Genomic DNA, 16,487 nt, shown 5'->3' with positions numbered 1-16,487 from the left:
CCTCCTAACGAAGAATGTACTGTGATTATCACATAGTACAGACAGTGTTAGAAGGTGGGTTGTATTTGGCGCTTACATATGAATGAGAAAAAGGGCATGTTAATTGATGTACAATTCATAAAAAGTAAACAAGAAATTAATGAATTAATTGAAGCATTAGGAATGTCACAAAATGGATTACGTGACCAGCTATTATTTAAGTTAGATGTTTCAACAGGTTTACGATGTGGTGACTTAATTGCACTCAAAGTCGAACAAGTGAAAGGTGAATCTAATTTCAATTTAATGGCTGACATTGCGGATTACATTGAAACACTTCCAACAGATGCGGTTTACTTGTTCCCAAGCCGTAAAGGTGACGGACATATCACAACTACTCAAGCTTATCGCATTATTGCTAGTGCTGGTGATATGATTGGAAATCATTCAATCGGTACTCATACGATGCGTAAAACTCTTGGCTATACTTATTACCAAGCTACAAAGGATATAGCCACGTTGATGGAGATATTTAACCATTCATCGCAAAAGACTACGCTACGTTATATGGGTATTACTAAAGAAGCAATCGAGAACAGTATTAAGAGCGTCTCTTTCTTTTGATTTTTGAGGTAATAAGATGACGATACACCAGCTTCAACGTGTATTCGTAACAGCTTCTTTGCATTTGCAGAGTTTGAAAGAGATAGGATTGTTTAACGTACACAGGAAGGTAAAGCAATCGCTAGACAGAATTCAGACTATTGAGAAGGACGTAAGCCGAGTTACACAAAGAAACAGCTTAAACACGCTTTAACAATGCTAGTGAGCCATTCATATATTTAAGTTGTAGAAAAAGACTGGTATTGGTAAAAGTACGCTTATCAGAGCTGTGAAAAAGAAAAAGCTGAGCAGCAAATGAATTAAATATAGGTTACTTTGGCGAGAGATGATTCTGATTGAATCACTTCTCGTTTTTTGTTTATTCACACAGTTAGAACAAAATAGCGAGTCGAGACGAAAAAAAGCACCTTTCAAGGTACTTTTCTCTATGATATTAAATAGTTTGATGGAGAGAGAGACTTTTATTAATCAAATCATTAAATAAGCTTCTACGTGAAGAATTCGTTTGATTGTTGAAGTTTACTGTTCTAACCCAATCTAACAATTCATTTTTTATGTTTTGTGGAATATCAGTTAATGAATCAAATTCACTATATGCAAAGAAGCCTATTAAGTAGGAGATGTAATCTACTCTGTCTGCGCTTTCTAATAACTCAACATCATCTAAAAATTCTAGGGTTAATGTGAGAGACTTTAATGTAAGAGAAATAATCTCACGTAATTTGCTTATTTCTAGTTTGATAAGGATGTCTTCTTTTGTATCAGAAGGTATGGGGGCGTAATTAATATTATGTTTACGTCCTTTGATGATAGTTTCATAGGCTGGATTTAAAGCAGCAATAGGGTATGAAACATTGGTTGTGAACGGACTAAAAAGTTCTTCCACTCCAAATACTTTAAATGCATCTTTAAATGGTAGAGTGTACTCAGTGTATATGTCGAAATCTTTTACCTTAAGTTTCGAAAATGTCATTTGAATTTTTGTTACTCTGCTTCCAGCGTTATTTAATTTTTCGAACCATTCAATTTGCTCAGCTTCTGTTAAGTCATCTGCAACATTAATTGTATAATTATAAGTATGCATTTTACTTCTAACATTAACTAGAAGAGGATATAGTTTTGCAAGTAGGTTACGTTCAGTTAGAAATTTTTCTAATGATGAAGAATCTTCATTTAAAAGCACACCAACTGGGATTTGGGAATCGGAAGGTGACCCTTCAATTATTTTGAATTTAGCATTTGAAACGTCTAACACAATATTTATGAAATCTGGATGATTTATATAACATTTGAAATTGGTTGTAAGACGTTGCTGCCCATCTACCACTGAAAGATGTTTATTTAAAATTTTATCATTTGAAATAACATTTCTATCAACAAACGAAATTTGCGTCACCATTTTTTCAGTATCGATGATGCTAATTTCATTCATAGATATAGGTGCAACAGGGGCTTTACCAAATAATTGATAATTAAGAAGGTCTACAGCCTTCTTTAAAGTCCAACTCACATCACGCTGATAGAGAGGTAATGTGATTTGATTACTTTTAATCTTTTTACACATTTCCTGTACTTCCATACCATGACTTTTTCTTGTGGGATTAAATCCTACTGCTTGGCGTAATTTGTTTCCTATTCTAACCAAAAAAACATCTCCTTAAATAGCTGCGAGAATGTAGCAGCTAACGATTTTTGATACTTCATAAAATGTAAAAACCTTTTAGAATAAAGTTTTATGAAGATTTATAAATCCATAATATTCCTACGATTGGTATTTTAAGTGATTAGCTGTTCAAAGTAAAATGAAAGCTCTGTGTTATTTAGATTAGAAAATATTAAGTAAGGAACAGTTTTGTTAAACCTATCTAGGTGAGTATCTAAGTTTATTTTAATATTTCGAAAATTCCTTATTCTAAAATCACAACAACTACTTTACGATTGAAAATATAGTGTTTTATTGGGAATTGCCCGATAATTGTGAACGGAAAACCTTTATGAACGTAGTAGACCCAGCAAAAGTTACACGTTCAGCATTACAAAACGCAGCTTCTGTAGCGGCGCTATTCTTAACGACAGAAGCAGTTGTAGCAGACATTCCAGAACCAGCATCAGCAATGCCAGATATGTCTGGTATGGGCGGCATGCCGGGAATGATGTAATCCTTTCATAGCAAGGGTTTACACAGCTTTTGAAGGTTGATAATTCCGCCATTAGAGAGCCTTGAAAAATACGTTTCAACACTTCTTTTTATGAAGTAGTGTTAATCACAATTAAAATACAAAGCAACTACCACTTCTCATCATTTCTAACATTTGATGAGAGGTGTTTTTTTATGCTATTAAAATTTGCTTACGAGGACTTCATAGCAGACAGACGATTTAAGAATACGACAGAGGTGAATATTCAAAACTACAAGCGCTTGCTACTTCCTTTTGTAGAGTTTTGTGAATCAAAAGACAAGCTCCGTAAAACAGCATTGTAAGCAATCGAGATTTGTTCAAGTGGATGATTGGTCACATAGAACGCTTACAGGTTGGTTCTTAGAGCCGATACACCTTCCTCGAATGAAGTGGTGGCGCAGTTGAGCGTGACATAACAGAGTGTTGTGCTAATAGAGTGCTTGCTACAAGTCCTATAAGCTAATTCTTCTTGTGATAGTTTCAGAGATTTACGTATCCTTTTTAAGACCGTACCGATTGTAATATTTTCGATTTCACTCAAGAGAAAAATCCCCTTTTAAATCAATTAAAACGGCGTAGGATATTATAATCACGTACTATAGTCTATAAAGTGGGAATTAAGTATCGATAATCATCGTGATATAGTAAAATCTATTATGCGGACTATAGCACTAGATTATTATGTGGACTATAGCACTAGATTATTAGGAGGATATAACATGAGTATGAAAAAGAAAATCATAATTGGAACCACACTATGTTTAACTGTTCTTGGAGTCACATTTGCTGTTCCTAAGATTAATAAGTACCATGAGGAGAAAGCTAGAATAGAAGCAGTTGTTCAAGAAAAAGAGGATTTATACAATGAGTATGTAGATTTCTTAGAAGGTCTCACTGATAGCGAAGACAACCTTATTGACAATGCAATAGAAGTAATTGATGTTTCAAACAGTGCATTACATAGTAAGATTGGTGCTTTGAGTAGAGATGGTTTCGCACTGGAAGACGGACTCAAAGTCTCAGAAAAGGGAAATGAATACTTAGAAAAATTAGAGCAAATAGCATTAGAGAATTTAAACAAATATTTAACAGACATATTGAACGATGATAACTCTGTAGAACTATACAGGGAAATTGACTATAAAATCTATGATGATTTTCTTAATGAGGAAAATAAACTACTTGTCGAAGAAGTAAAAGAGGAGTTAGAGATACTAGAAAAGAAAGAACAAGAAGAAAACGATAAACGAAAAGCTGAAAGAGAAGCTGAATATGAAGCTGAACATGGGATAAGTTGGAATGAAGCTAGAGTGCAAGCTGAAAAAACCTTGAAGAGTCGTGTACAAACAGGAATGTCAAAAAGTGAAGTAACTACGATGATAGGCACACCGAAAGATAAGTTTAAATCATCGGAAGCAGAGTTTTGGAATTATGGTGATATGGTTTTGACGATGAAAAATGGATATGTCTTTGATATTACCTACTCTTATTGAGTTGGTTCAGAGGTAGGGTTAACAGCTCTACCTTTTTCTATGCGTTTCTGAAACAAGAATTATTGACCGTTACCTCAACGACACGACAAGACCTAATCAGTTCCATATTAATCTAATCATTCACTTAACCATGATGAATCACATTATAAACCTGTAATAATTGCACCACTGGATAAACAGATGAAAGACCAGCGAGTTATAAGTCAAAATGTTTCTTTGATTAAAGTGAATGATTATATGCAGATAATTTCTTGCAAGAACTAAGGTGCTAACGATAGCTCTCATAAAATAAATACGGTGTCTCAACTTAAAAGTTTCGACACCTTTAATCCGTTGTGATAAAATCAGTACATCAAGTGGTGTCGTAATTAGGTGTCATAAGTGAACGCTAGAAAGAGGTACTGAAATGACGGTTTATGGATATGCAAGGGTGTCAACAGCAAATCAAGAGTTAGAAGTACAGATTCAAACATTAGAGAAGAACGGTGCACCAGTAATTTACCAAGAGAAGTTTACTGGGACAAAGACGGACAGACCAGAACTGAACAAACTATTGAATGTATTAGAAGAGGGAGACACTTTAATGGTGACGAAGCTAGACCGTATCGCCCGTTCAGCTACACAGGGAAGCGAGCTAGTAAAAGAACTCATTGCGAAAGGTATCAAGGTACATATATTAAACATGGGGTTATTGGACAATACACCAGCATCAAAACTGATTCGCAATATTTTCTTTGCATTTGCAGAGTTTGAAAGAGATATGATTGTTGAGCGTACACAAGAAGGCAAAGCAATTGCAAAACAGAATCCAGATTATCGAGAAGGAAGAAAACCTACTTATACTAAGAAGCAGCTTGAACACGCTTTAACGATGTTAGAGAGCCATTCATATAATCAAGTTGTAGAAATGACAGGTATTAGTAAGAGTACACTTATCAGAGCAATGAAGAAGAAAAAAGCCGAGCAGCAAATGGTTTAAATAATGATATAAAACGAGAGGTGATTCTAATTGAATTGCTTCTCATTTATTTTGTATTTGCAGATTTGGCTAAGTGCAAATATTGTAAGAGGTTAGGCTAGGAACAAAAAATTTTAATTGATTAATTAAAACCATATTTTTTATAGTCATTTGTCGAGAAGGATTATATATGGTGGAAATACGACGGAAAGCAGATTTAAGTACAGCATTGTTTCAACGATAAGCTATTTGAGACGAAAAAGCTTTTAAAAATAGTTTGATTGAATTACTATTATTTATAAAAGATGGATAGAAAGTGGTGCTTTTTTGGATACATATGATTATATAGAAGCGATTGCATTAGAATTAAAAGCTAGCACAGATTACAACTTTCAATTTAAAGTTGGTGAAATTTTTAAAGTATATTCCAAGTATAAAAATTTGACCTATGAAATGCCAAATACATCAGGAGGAGATGATAAAAATGATGGATGGTTAGTAGAGGAAAAGAAATTTTTTCAAATATATTCTCCTCAACAACTAAGAGACTCGTTAAAAAAAGATATCCAAAGTAAATTTTCAGAAGACTTAAGTAAATTACTGGAGTTAATTTATAGAGACGGAAAATGGGGAGGGGATATAAAAGAATTTATATTCATTGTAAACACTTTTGATAGAAATTTACCACATGATAGCATTAGATATTTTGAAACCCAAAAAGATGCTTTAGAACAAGCTTATAATACTACCTTTGAAGTACAAGTAGTGAATGTAGATTACATAAAAGATGTTTTGGAAGAATTAGATTTAGCGTCTTTGAGAAGTATTAGCTCAAGGTTGAGAATCACTTCAATTATTGATTATAATGCCTTAAGCGCAAAATTATTCTATCAATTAATAGATATTCTTAATGAAGGAATACAAAGAAATTATAGAGGAATGTTAGATACAAATGGTATGGACTACAAAAGAATTTCTTCGCCATTAAAAATTTCACTTAATGGTCTTGATGAAATAGGAGAGCATATTGAATCAATTATATTAGAATTAGGTGTTCTAGAATCAATAATAAATTCAATATATCAGGATATGGATTATGTGGTTAAGTTTGAACGAATAATTGCATATATTATTGAATTATATGATGACCTATCTCAACAGTTTGAAGGCGTTGAACTGTATAATGAAATCAAAGGAAACCTAATTGGATTCTCGGAATTTAATAAAAGTTTCGAATATCCAACTGAGCTTTTAATGGTCTATATATTTGATAAGTGTGAAATCTTCGAAAAGGAAGAGGTGGGATAAATAATGATTTTACCTAATAAATATGTGACTACTTCGGAAAGTTATATAGGGATAAGTTCTTTAATTCTTAATACATTAGGAAAAAGAACAATAACTATAGATAAGCTTTGGAAAGACTTCGAGAAGAAATATATTATAAAAGCCAATCTAAAAAATCCCCCTACGTTTCATAAGTATGTTCTAGTTTTAAATTTTATGTTTATGGTAGGAATGATAAATTACACAGAAAAAGGGGAAATTGTTAATGAAAATATTAAAATTAACAATTAAAAATTCATCGAAAAAAGTGGTTAGGGAAGTTGAATTTGAGGAAATTGGTTTATCCGTTATTTATGGTAACGTTAGTAAACCAAATGATGATAAAGAAACTTCAAATAGTATAGGGAAAACATTATTTTTAAAATTTGTTGATTATGTATTTGGAGCAAATGAAAGCTCTGAAATTGTAAAATCAGATATTCATGGTTGGTTTTTAGAGGCTATAGTGAAACATAATAACTCTACGAAAAATATAAAAAGAATTTTGGGCAATTCCGATATAGAAGTTGATGGTGAAAAATACACATTAAATGAATATAAAGAAAAGTTCCAAATTGAAAGGTCTTTATATAGTAAACAAGTATTTTTGAAGCAAAAAAATAGTTTGATAGGTAATAGAAGTGAAGCGAGTAAAGATGATTATATTGCGCTTTTGAAATTACTAAATTTATCGACAGTTTCAGATAAGACTAATGATTATTATAAAGTACAAAATGATATTAAGGAAATTACAAAGCTTGAAAAAAAATTCGTAACCTTTTTTAATGGGACGGAAATTTCAGAAATAGAAGAAAAAATATTTTTACTAAATAAAGAAATTGATGAAAAAGAAATTAAATTGCAAGAATTAGAAGAGAACATTTCAAATTTACAAATTAGTAAAGAAAAACAAGATTTAATGGATGAATATGCCGATAAAAATTATGCAATAAAATTATTACAAGCAGATTATCAAAAATTTAGAATAGAAAAGAAACGATTAAGTAGGGCGGTAGATGAATTAACGGATATGGATATTACATCTAGTGAAATTAAAAAGCTTTATGATAAAGCTGCTTTTGAATTGCCAGATTTAATTTTAAGAAGACTGGCAGATGTTGAAAAGTTTCATGAAAATGTATTTCTAGATAGAAAAAAGTTAATTGAATCTAAATTATCGGAAATAGAATTAAGAATGACAGAATTAGAAGGTAAAATTTATACTTTAGATATAGAATTGCATAAAATTGCTAATGTTATCTCTGAAAATGAAGTGTACAAGGAATCAATATCTTTGTATAAAGATATTACAGATAGTTTGCAAAATTTAAAGTATGAACAAGGAGAACTTTCTAAATTTGAAAGTTTGATTAATGAAAGAAAAGACGAAGAAGATAAACTTGCTATCAAGTACACAGAATTAAAACAAACATATAATGATAACCAAGATAAAATCGAAGAATATAGAAATTTTATATATAATTTGATTCCTAATATATACACAGAGGATGTTAATGCATATTTTTCAATTATATTAAAGAATCGTCATAAAAGAAATAGACCTCTAACAGTGGACCTAAGTCTAACTGGAGACACTGGTGAAGGTGTGGGAGAAGTAAGGAAAATACTAATTGATTTGTTAATTTTAAAATTTAATACCTTATTAGAATTGTTAATTCAAGATTCTTCTTGTTTCTCTGGTATTGATAATAGACAAGTAACAAATTTAATAAAGTTAGGACATGAAATCGGTCTTAAAGAGGGGAAACAATATATTATATCGTTAAATGACTATCAATTAAATAAAAATGATAAGACAGCAGTGCAATTAGTAAAATCGAGAACTAAGTTAAAGTTAGATGAAAATGATAAATTATTAGGATTTAATTTTTAATAGAAATAGAATTTTGAACACCTACCATTTTCTTTTGAGTAGGTGTTTTTTGTAGAAAATATATTAATAACAGTCATGCGCAATTATTTACAACGTATCCATTATCTAGGTTAAATAATGTTTTAAAACACCTCTTTACCTGCTACAATTGAATGAACAAATGGTGTGGAAATTTGAGTTACCAATATATTTTGAAATAAACGTATGACTACGCAATTGATATCCGTGCTATTTCTTGATACGATTTTTTAATAAAGAATAGATACTATATGGACTACATTTATCAAATTGTAGTCCTATTTTTATTTTAGATTAAATTAAATCTCAATTTTTTAGCGTATAATTTTTTGCCCATATATTATTAAGCTTATACCATATTATAAGTAGCTTCAATAACGGTATAAGCTTCAATCCATAATACAACAACAAAGTCTTTTCATTATGATTAACTTTTCCTTTATATTAGTTTTTACTCAATTTTTTAAGTGCATCGCCATTAGCCTTGATAGCTTTTTCTAAACTAGAATTTATTATTTCTTTACGTGATGTTTGATTTTTTTTGATGTTGAGTTTTCTTTGTTGTTGTTACATTATTACATCAGCCTCCTTTAAAATGTAGCTCGAATAAAATATGGTTTCAAATGTTCTCTCGTAAACATTTAAAACCATTGAGTTATAATGAGTATATATAAATATCACCCCTCATTATATTGTAAGTGATTGCATAAAAGTTGGTAGTAAGAAAAAGAAAATATTTTCACCTAAAAATCTTGCCTCCGTAAAGTTTTTTAAAACCTTGGTCAAAACCTTAGTCAGAGATTTTAAAAATATCTAAAAATCCCTATATATACTGTTATTACAACATTTTTATGAGATGGCGGTTCGACTCCCGCCGTCTCCATACATTAGAAACAAAATAGTTTCAAAAAGTGCCAAGTTTCTTGAAATATCAAGGGTTTGGCGCTTTTTTGTTGCCTAAAAATATAGTTTGAACGATGCAATGATATAAGGAGAAGCTGCAGAATGTTATGAAGTTTCTATTGATAGAAAATAACTTTCTAAAACCATCAAAAAGCAGAGGATTCATTCGCTTATTAGGTAGACATGGTTGAAAAGTATCTTAACCAGTGTTTATTCTTTCCTTTAATTGGGTATAAGCAATTAACAGGAGAGGAGGACATATAAAGAACTCTTTGTCATAGTGATCCTCCTCATATCGGTGCGGGGGCAAGATATAAAGAGAGTATTGATCCTCACAGTTATAATATATAATTTAAATGGGGAAAAATCCTCAAGACCTTTAATCAGTCTTCCAATGCATCTGTCTATATTTAAGGAATGTCCCTCAAAAAGATGTACCAGTAAGAAATGGTTACGTACGAAAAAATCCACCAGTTGGTATACTTGTTACGCATGTGCCGCCAATCGATTTACTCTATAGCCATCGTAGGTACGGTTGTGTGACTTGTTTTCTTTCCCCACAACAAACAAAACGTATGGTACGCTACTATCAACCTGGGCACAAAGTAGAGGAGGGTTTCAAGATGCATGAGGCATTTATCCAAGCGTATTTTTTGAAAAAAGATGAAACGATTGAAAGGGTAGAACAACAAGAGCAACTATTTGTTGCGACTATTGTCAAAAAGACGGCGCGTACATTTCGTAAAGTCGCTTATTTAAAGTTAACGATGAATACAGAATTTACTTCACCTCTTCCAAAAAAATTAACATCCTATAAATTCACACCAAATGCAAAACGAACGTTACATGAAACGAATGACACGATTCAGCAGTGGCTACAACAGGGCTGGATTGTGCGCGAAATTCGCTATCACACAGACGGCATTAGCGTTAAGGAAGATTATTACCGCATTGGCCCGGCTTACATAGAAGCTCAACAAAAATCCGAGCAACAACAGTTCGCAAAACAACAGCAACAGATGCAGGCGTTAAAACAAAAAGCCGAGAAACTAGCGTTACCGGAGTTATTCCAACAGGCGATTGAATGGAATATGCTACCTGAACAGTGGACGATGAAAAAGCGCATGAAATACATTGAGTTTTGTTTAGCGTTTTATGCGTTATCCTTGCAAAAAGAGCTATTTGATTTTAAGGAAATCGGCGCGGCCTTACACGATACGATTGGGGGTTCAAAGGTATTTGACCAAGAGCGCGAGGTTTTTTTAGCGCAGCTAGAGCAAAGTGGTATTGACCCGATGCTTTACGGGCTAGTGAGCATCGGAAAAATTGTGCCAATTTATTTTACTGGTAATGTGCAAAATAACGTTGCAACGTATGCGATTGGCGCGGTGCATGCGACGACGGATAATGCGGTCTTAACATCACCTTTTACAACGACAAATACAACATTATGGCTTGTTGAAAACCGCGCTATTTTAACGCGTATAGCTGTAGAGACGGAATTTTTACGGCAAACTAATTCTTGCATCGTTTGTTTAGACGGACAAATTCGTTCTGCACATAAACAATTTATAGAGCAATTACTGCAATCAGCTATTGAACAAACGATTATTTGGACAGATACCGATAGCGCGGGCATCACGATTGCCAAGTATGCTGCCGAATTAGTTAAGGGAACTGTAAAAATTGTTGGGCGTGATTATGAATTGTATCATTCGATTGAAAGCTTTACAGCCCAGGAGCAAGAGGCGCATGAACAGGAGCAGCAATTAGGAGGGATTGAACAGTGGATAAAATGGATGTAAAAGTACCGATTTCGATTTTTACAAGCGATTATCAAACTGCAGAATTTATGAAATCGATGCGGGATTTAGCATCGTTAGCAGGTGTGTTAAAAGAATTAAGTACCGAAAAAATGTACGATTCCCCAATCGAAATTATTCGTTTTTTAAATGTCATTCAGTTAATTAACGAAGCATCTCTCGGCATTAAAGATTCCATCGATAACGAGGAAATACTGTACTATCGATATCAGTCTACGTATTCACAAGACAATAAACCGCCAACATTAGCGCAAATTACAAGAATGCTCACGATTTTAGAGCGCAATAATTGGATCATAAAACAGAGTCGTCAAATTAAAATGCGTGACCGTGGGAAAAATTTAATGGATGGGTTGATTCGCATGGGTAACGATGCGCTTGCCTATTATTTGCAAGATGATATTGGACGCTCGCTATTTCAAGCAAGACGAGATGCTGAAATAAGCGCTGCCTACGACGATCAAGGGATTTCAGGAGGCAATAAAATCGCATCGATGATTTACAACGTTGAAGAGGCGATTAAGCAATTAGAGGAACGCCAGCTTGAACTTCTTGCTGATCGCAATGCCTTACCGCAGCTGGAAAAAATTAATCAACTAATGCTTGAGCTTGAAACAAAATTAAATGAACGCTTACAACAGTTTGGTACCGTCGAAGAAAGTACGAAAATGAGCGATTTAATGCGTCGCGGAACGGCTGCCATTTCAAAAGGGACATCTCTTAGCTTGAGCTTACTGACAAAATATATTCGCTTTGTCAATATGCAGCTCACACCTACTGCTGACACCATTTCACCAGAAAAGGTGCGCCAGTTTATTTTGGCGATGCATTCACCTGAAGCTAATACGAATATCCCAACAGCGCATGATATTTTAAGTTTTATGGAACAAAATCAATATGAACAAGAAGCGATGGATGGCCTGTGGGTCCCTGTAAAATTTGCCGCACCGATTGGCCCGCAAGATATTACAGATGCTGTATATTATTTACAAACGTATGAACCGAAGCTAGAAAAGCCGATGTCTCATCAGCTTGAGCATGAATATGAAGAGACCGAAATGGATGTTCGTCCTATAAAAGAAGCATTGCAGGATGCTTCATGGAAAATGACGCAATCTCTGATTGATACCGAACGAATTGAAAATTATTTAACCGAGCATGGTGAAACGGAAATGGAAGAGCTCATTGTGGAATCGAGTTCAAACAAATGGCATGATGCGATTCTTTCATTATTAGCCGTATCGGCACTAACGAGTAACAATAAGGTAGAACAACAGCCTATCGAGCAAGCGAAGGACTATGAAAAACAATGGGAGTGGATAGACGATGATGACAAACGATATACCGTTCGACAATACCCTTATGATGATGAATAGCTTAAAGGGCTATCTAACGACCGAAGAGGAATTAGCGTTTATGCAGTTATTATTTTCTTCATCTGCATCGATTAAAGGGGCAAATTACGGTTTAGCAAAGAAGGATTTAGCAAAGATGCTAGGCATTAATAATGGAGATGATGAAGCTTTTCATTCATTTATCAATCGTTTAAATGCTGCGTTAAGTCGCTATTTCCGTGTCATTTACGATGCACGTCGGGACCGCGTCATTGTCATGATGCATGTAACCGCAAAACATGCGAAATCAACATTAAGCAGTGAAGCGCTCGCAATTATGCTGTATTTGTTTTATCACCAAGAGGTACTCGGGCATGAATTTACGCTCTTGCATCAAATCCTGGTTGATTTTGGACATGAATCATTGAACGCCAACCGCAAATTGAAAAATAATATCGACCAACTGAAAAAAATTGGCGCGGTTACAGATTACGAATCCGTTACTGAAGAGGCATTTATGTTAACAGCTATAGGAGTACATATGTTTTCGGAGTCATTTTTACGACGAACAACTGAATTTGCCCAGGAAACACAGCTTAGTAAAGAAGAAGTAATGAAGTTTTTCAATCGTTATAACTTACATATTGAGGAGGAAAACGAATGATTCCGTATAAATTAAAAATTCAAGGCGTTCGCGACTACTCACCACGCAGCATTTATTTTGGGGAACCAGACGAGCATATTTTAATTACTGGTCCAAATGGTGTGGGAAAATCGACATTAACATTTTGCCTTGGTGCCGTGCTACATTCATCGAAGGTAGAACTAGAGGGACTTCGTTCAACAAATTTAAAAGTAAATGACCCTTGGTATGCACGTATTACACTCGTATTTTTAAATGATGGCAGGACGAAAATTGATGGTCCAAAATTCATTGCCTTTCAGCTAACGGTCAATCAAGATACGAAAAATAGCCCGATTCAGCGCGAGTACGAGGTGTTAAATGGGCCAGACGAAGCGAACTTAACATCTCATGCCCGCTATGCGTCTGGTGGGACAGCGGGACGTACATTCAAGGCGTATCGTGAAGATTTGCGCGTGCGCTATAAAATTGAACCAGATGTTTTTTATCTAATTTGGTATCAGCAAGAAGTCAATCAATTTGCGGCGATGTACCCGGAAGAGCGTTTTCGCAAATTTAGTGACATGTTCGAGATTTCTGATATGCAAAAGGAATGGGAAGCTTCATTAGAAAAAATTAAAGAAGTTCGTATGGAAATTGAATATTTAAAGGGTATTCAAAAAGGTGCAGAGCTAAGTGTGAATGCGGCTCAAACCGAGCTCAATAAATATTTGGATAACAAAAAACGTATTTTCACATCTGGCCAGAAATATTATACGTTGCTCCATCAAATGATCGCGTATTATAGTACTTCGATTGAAAAGGCGTCTGAGCAAAAAGCTAATTATCAAGTGGAAAAGGAAAAACTAGTTGTTTCGCGGCAACAATTAAAGCATAACATTAGTGGACTAGAGCAACAAAGATCACAATTGTCACAGGATGTTGCGGCATTGTCACAGCAATTAACCCAAATAGCCGATCAGCTACAACAACAGCAAAATGAAGATACACAACAACAAAAATCGCAGCAGCAGTTAGAACAGCAGCTTGAAGCTATTGATGAAAAGAGAAAGCATTTACGCTTTGATGCCGAAACGGCACAACGTAAGCTAGAAGAAACAAAAAATCAATTAGAGATGGTTACAAATCAATTAGGTGAGCTCAGTAATCAGCAAACGCAACTGCGCAAGCAAGAACGCGAGCTCGATCATGAAAAAGTCCTTTTACAAATGACTTCATCGCAGCTAAAAGATCAAATCACAAAGGCAGAAAAGCACAAGGCAATCTATGTAAGCAGTGTGCAAATCGAGCAAAAAATTAATACCTTATCGCTGCAAAATGAACGGGATTTTGAACAGATACAGCGTCTTAAAATGGAACTAAAAATGATGGAACAAAACGTTAAACAGTATGAGCAAAAAAAGGTTGTATCAAAACGCCAGCAGCAAGGACTACTGCATTTAAAGCGGCAGCAACTAGAAGCGTACCCGTTACGTGAGTTAATAGAGCTCACGCCGTCTGCTCCTTTGCAGTTAGAAAAGCAACTTGAGGGGATTAAATATACTATTTTTTATGTAGGGAAAAACTATAAGCCAGTCAATGATTTATATTACGTATCACTTCAGCAACTTGTGCCGACAGAAAGTATCTCGAAGCTACCGGAGTACGGCTTACAAATTCGTAGTGATTTAACTGAACAGCAGGGGAATTATGCAAATAAAGCGCTTTGGTGGGTGAAGCAATTTTTCTTAGAGAGTCCGAAAATCGAGCAAGGCTTATTATATGATACGCGTGGTATTCGCGGTGCACAGGAAGCGGCGCAATATATTTTAAGTGATGTGGCGATTGAAAGGCTATTGCAGGAAGTACAACAGACATATTCAAAAACAAAGAACGAGCAGCAACAATTAGAACAACAATACGCAGAAAATCAGCGACAGTTGAAACAGCTACAAGGCCATCTTCATACGATGCAATTAGCCGAAAGTACACTATTGAAGCAAACGGATTATGCATCTTATATTCAGCAGCTTGAACTAGTCGAACAAAAATTGTCAGCACTTTATGATGAGCAAACGGCAATTGAATTTCAACAAGACAAGCTAAAAAGCGAGCATAGTGAAGGAAAGTATAATCTGGATTTTTATGAGCAACAATGGAAAATTCATGAGGAGCTCGGCGCATTTGCAGAGCAGCAAATGCAACTACAACAGATTGAGCAGGCAAGAAAATACTTGCAACAAAACATTCGAGCGCTTACAACAGAGCAAGAGATAAAAGAAAATGAAATTACTCAACAAAAACGAAAGCAATTACGACTAGGTGAACAGCAACAACAATTCTACAGCGATTTGAAAATAGTCGAAAGTCAAATAACAGGTTATGAGTTAACGATTAAAAAGGCAAAGGAAAAGCTAGAATTGGATGAAACGATGAAAAGTCGCTGTGAGCTTGATATGATTGAACTTGAACAGGTGCTGCCGCAAGAAGCACAGCAACTAGACGATCAACTCGCAACGAACTTGTCACTGACGATGCTACAGGCTGAAAGCGAACAAGCAAAAGCTGAGCTACGCAATGCCCGCTTAGAAAAAATTAACGAAAATGCCCAGCAAAATTACGATCAACAAAAGGCTGATTTCGATAAGAAAAATACTGATTTAGCGAAATCAGAGCAACTCCTTGAAAGCAATACAATTCGTGCAAATGAGTTGGAAGACCGCTTAGAAACCACGATTTCAATGCACTTAATCAAAATCAATACACTTTTCCAAAAATATATGGATTTGTTCCAGTTTGAAGGACAAGTGGAAAAGGAACGCATTGAAGAAAAATCAGGTCGTGTCAATTTCCGACTGTATATTAAAGCGCGTAAAATTGGGCATCAGGGTGCACTTGAAGATGTGAGTATGAAGGCTCGTAGTGGAAAGGTGGGGCTAGGTGTATCGGGTGGGGAGGAATCACTAAGTTCACTTCTTTTCGCACTCGCGCTACTGCAAAACTTAGCTACCTCACCAGGCTATATCGTGCTCGATGAGTTTGATAGCGCATTAGATGATGAGCGAAAAAATAAGGTATTTAATCTTTATGCCGAGGAGCTGCAACGTAAACTGATTATTGTGTCGCCAAAGGGACATGATGAAACGTATTACAACTGTTTCTCGAAAGTATTCATTGTTGAGCATGATGCAACGATTCCGAAAAGTACGATTCGAGGGATACAGAATAAGAAGTGAATGTAATTATTTTTGATTTATAATTAACTCAAACTTCGCAGACTGAAATCGACAAATAAGCCTTGATATAATTAGGAAGGCTGGCGATCCATTGCTG

12 protein-coding genes are annotated in these 16,487 nt (G+C 34.7%); 11 read left to right on the top strand and 1 reads right to left on the bottom strand.

Annotated elements, in window-relative coordinates; translation table 11 throughout:
* Positions 1 to 78: 78 nt before the first annotated feature.
* Positions 79 to 603: a tyrosine-type recombinase/integrase gene (locus tag AMS59_RS13680; protein ID WP_053484299.1), complete on the top strand. Its 525-nt coding sequence runs from the start codon at positions 79 to 81 to the stop codon at positions 601 to 603.
* 433 nt (positions 604 to 1,036) lie between these two features.
* On the opposite strand, the gene AMS59_RS13675 is transcribed toward AMS59_RS13680, so the two are convergent.
* Positions 1,037 to 2,248 (bottom strand): DUF262 domain-containing protein, encoded by a 1,212-nt coding sequence (locus tag AMS59_RS13675; RefSeq protein ID WP_053484298.1) that lies wholly within the window; start codon positions 2,246 to 2,248, stop codon positions 1,037 to 1,039.
* A 349-nt stretch (positions 2,249 to 2,597) separates the two neighbouring features.
* Between AMS59_RS13675 and AMS59_RS25255 the strand changes: the two genes are divergently transcribed.
* The 10 genes from AMS59_RS25255 to AMS59_RS13630 all read left to right on the top strand — a co-directional run bounded on the left by AMS59_RS25255 (position 2,598) and on the right by AMS59_RS13630 (position 16,390).
* A complete protein-coding gene (locus tag AMS59_RS25255; protein WP_199777757.1) occupies positions 2,598 to 2,762 on the top strand; it encodes a hypothetical protein in 165 nt (54 codons plus the stop codon).
* A gap of 740 nt (positions 2,763 to 3,502) precedes the next feature.
* Positions 3,503 to 4,276, top strand: coding sequence for a hypothetical protein (locus AMS59_RS13670; protein ID WP_053484297.1), 774 nt, complete (start codon positions 3,503 to 3,505; stop codon positions 4,274 to 4,276).
* Between the two features lie 406 nt (positions 4,277 to 4,682).
* A complete protein-coding gene (locus AMS59_RS13665) occupies positions 4,683 to 5,255 on the top strand; it encodes a recombinase family protein (RefSeq protein WP_053484296.1) in 573 nt (190 codons plus the stop codon).
* A 306-nt stretch (positions 5,256 to 5,561) separates the two neighbouring features.
* Positions 5,562 to 6,542, top strand: coding sequence for a hypothetical protein (locus AMS59_RS13660; protein WP_053484295.1), 981 nt, complete (start codon positions 5,562 to 5,564; stop codon positions 6,540 to 6,542).
* Between the two features lie 3 nt (positions 6,543 to 6,545).
* On the top strand, positions 6,546 to 6,812 hold the full coding sequence (locus AMS59_RS13655) for an ABC-three component system middle component 6 (RefSeq protein WP_053484294.1): 267 nt from the start codon (positions 6,546 to 6,548) through the stop codon (positions 6,810 to 6,812).
* Complete coding sequence (locus tag AMS59_RS13650; RefSeq protein ID WP_053484293.1) at positions 6,787 to 8,454, top strand: DUF2326 domain-containing protein; 1,668 nt, start codon at positions 6,787 to 6,789, stop codon at positions 8,452 to 8,454. The genes AMS59_RS13655 and AMS59_RS13650 overlap by 26 nt, the downstream gene beginning before the upstream one ends.
* 1,544 nt (positions 8,455 to 9,998) lie before the next feature.
* Entirely contained in the window at positions 9,999 to 11,180 is a 1,182-nt protein-coding gene (locus AMS59_RS13645; protein WP_053484292.1) for a DUF2399 domain-containing protein, read from the top strand.
* Entirely contained in the window at positions 11,171 to 12,574 is a 1,404-nt protein-coding gene (locus AMS59_RS13640; RefSeq protein WP_234007794.1) for a hypothetical protein, read from the top strand. Before AMS59_RS13645 ends, AMS59_RS13640 begins: the two co-directional genes overlap by 10 nt.
* Positions 12,525 to 13,196 carry a hypothetical protein gene (locus AMS59_RS13635; RefSeq protein WP_053484290.1) on the top strand — a complete coding sequence of 224 codons (672 nt, stop codon included), beginning with the start codon at positions 12,525 to 12,527 and terminating at the stop codon, positions 13,194 to 13,196. The genes AMS59_RS13640 and AMS59_RS13635 overlap by 50 nt, the downstream gene beginning before the upstream one ends.
* Positions 13,193 to 16,390 carry an AAA family ATPase gene (locus AMS59_RS13630; protein WP_053484289.1) on the top strand — a complete coding sequence of 1,066 codons (3,198 nt, stop codon included), beginning with the start codon at positions 13,193 to 13,195 and terminating at the stop codon, positions 16,388 to 16,390. Before AMS59_RS13635 ends, AMS59_RS13630 begins: the two co-directional genes overlap by 4 nt.
* Positions 16,391 to 16,487: the final 97 nt, after the last annotated feature.

Source organism: Lysinibacillus sp. FJAT-14745 (genome assembly GCF_001275675.1).
In the GTDB taxonomy this organism is placed as follows: domain Bacteria; phylum Bacillota; class Bacilli; order Bacillales_A; family Planococcaceae; genus Lysinibacillus.
This window is presented reverse-complemented; position numbering and strand designations above follow the sequence as displayed.

What these genes read in the sequence shown, in the direction of transcription:
- AMS59_RS13650 (WP_053484293.1), top strand. Translation starts at nt 6,787, where the DNA reads ATGAAAATATTAAAATTAACAATTAAAAATTCATCGAAAAAAGTGGTT.
- AMS59_RS13640 (WP_234007794.1), top strand. Translation starts at nt 11,171, where the DNA reads ATGGATGTAAAAGTACCGATTTCGATTTTTACAAGCGATTATCAAACT.
- AMS59_RS13655 (WP_053484294.1), top strand. Translation starts at nt 6,546, where the DNA reads ATGATTTTACCTAATAAATATGTGACTACTTCGGAAAGTTATATAGGG.
- AMS59_RS13645 (WP_053484292.1), top strand. Translation starts at nt 9,999, where the DNA reads ATGCATGAGGCATTTATCCAAGCGTATTTTTTGAAAAAAGATGAAACG.
- AMS59_RS13630 (WP_053484289.1), top strand. Translation starts at nt 13,193, where the DNA reads ATGATTCCGTATAAATTAAAAATTCAAGGCGTTCGCGACTACTCACCA.
- AMS59_RS13635 (WP_053484290.1), top strand. Translation starts at nt 12,525, where the DNA reads ATGATGACAAACGATATACCGTTCGACAATACCCTTATGATGATGAAT.
- AMS59_RS13670 (WP_053484297.1), top strand. Translation starts at nt 3,503, where the DNA reads ATGAGTATGAAAAAGAAAATCATAATTGGAACCACACTATGTTTAACT.
- AMS59_RS13665 (WP_053484296.1), top strand. Translation starts at nt 4,683, where the DNA reads ATGACGGTTTATGGATATGCAAGGGTGTCAACAGCAAATCAAGAGTTA.
- AMS59_RS13680 (WP_053484299.1), top strand. Translation starts at nt 79, where the DNA reads ATGAATGAGAAAAAGGGCATGTTAATTGATGTACAATTCATAAAAAGT.
- AMS59_RS25255 (WP_199777757.1), top strand. Translation starts at nt 2,598, where the DNA reads ATGAACGTAGTAGACCCAGCAAAAGTTACACGTTCAGCATTACAAAAC.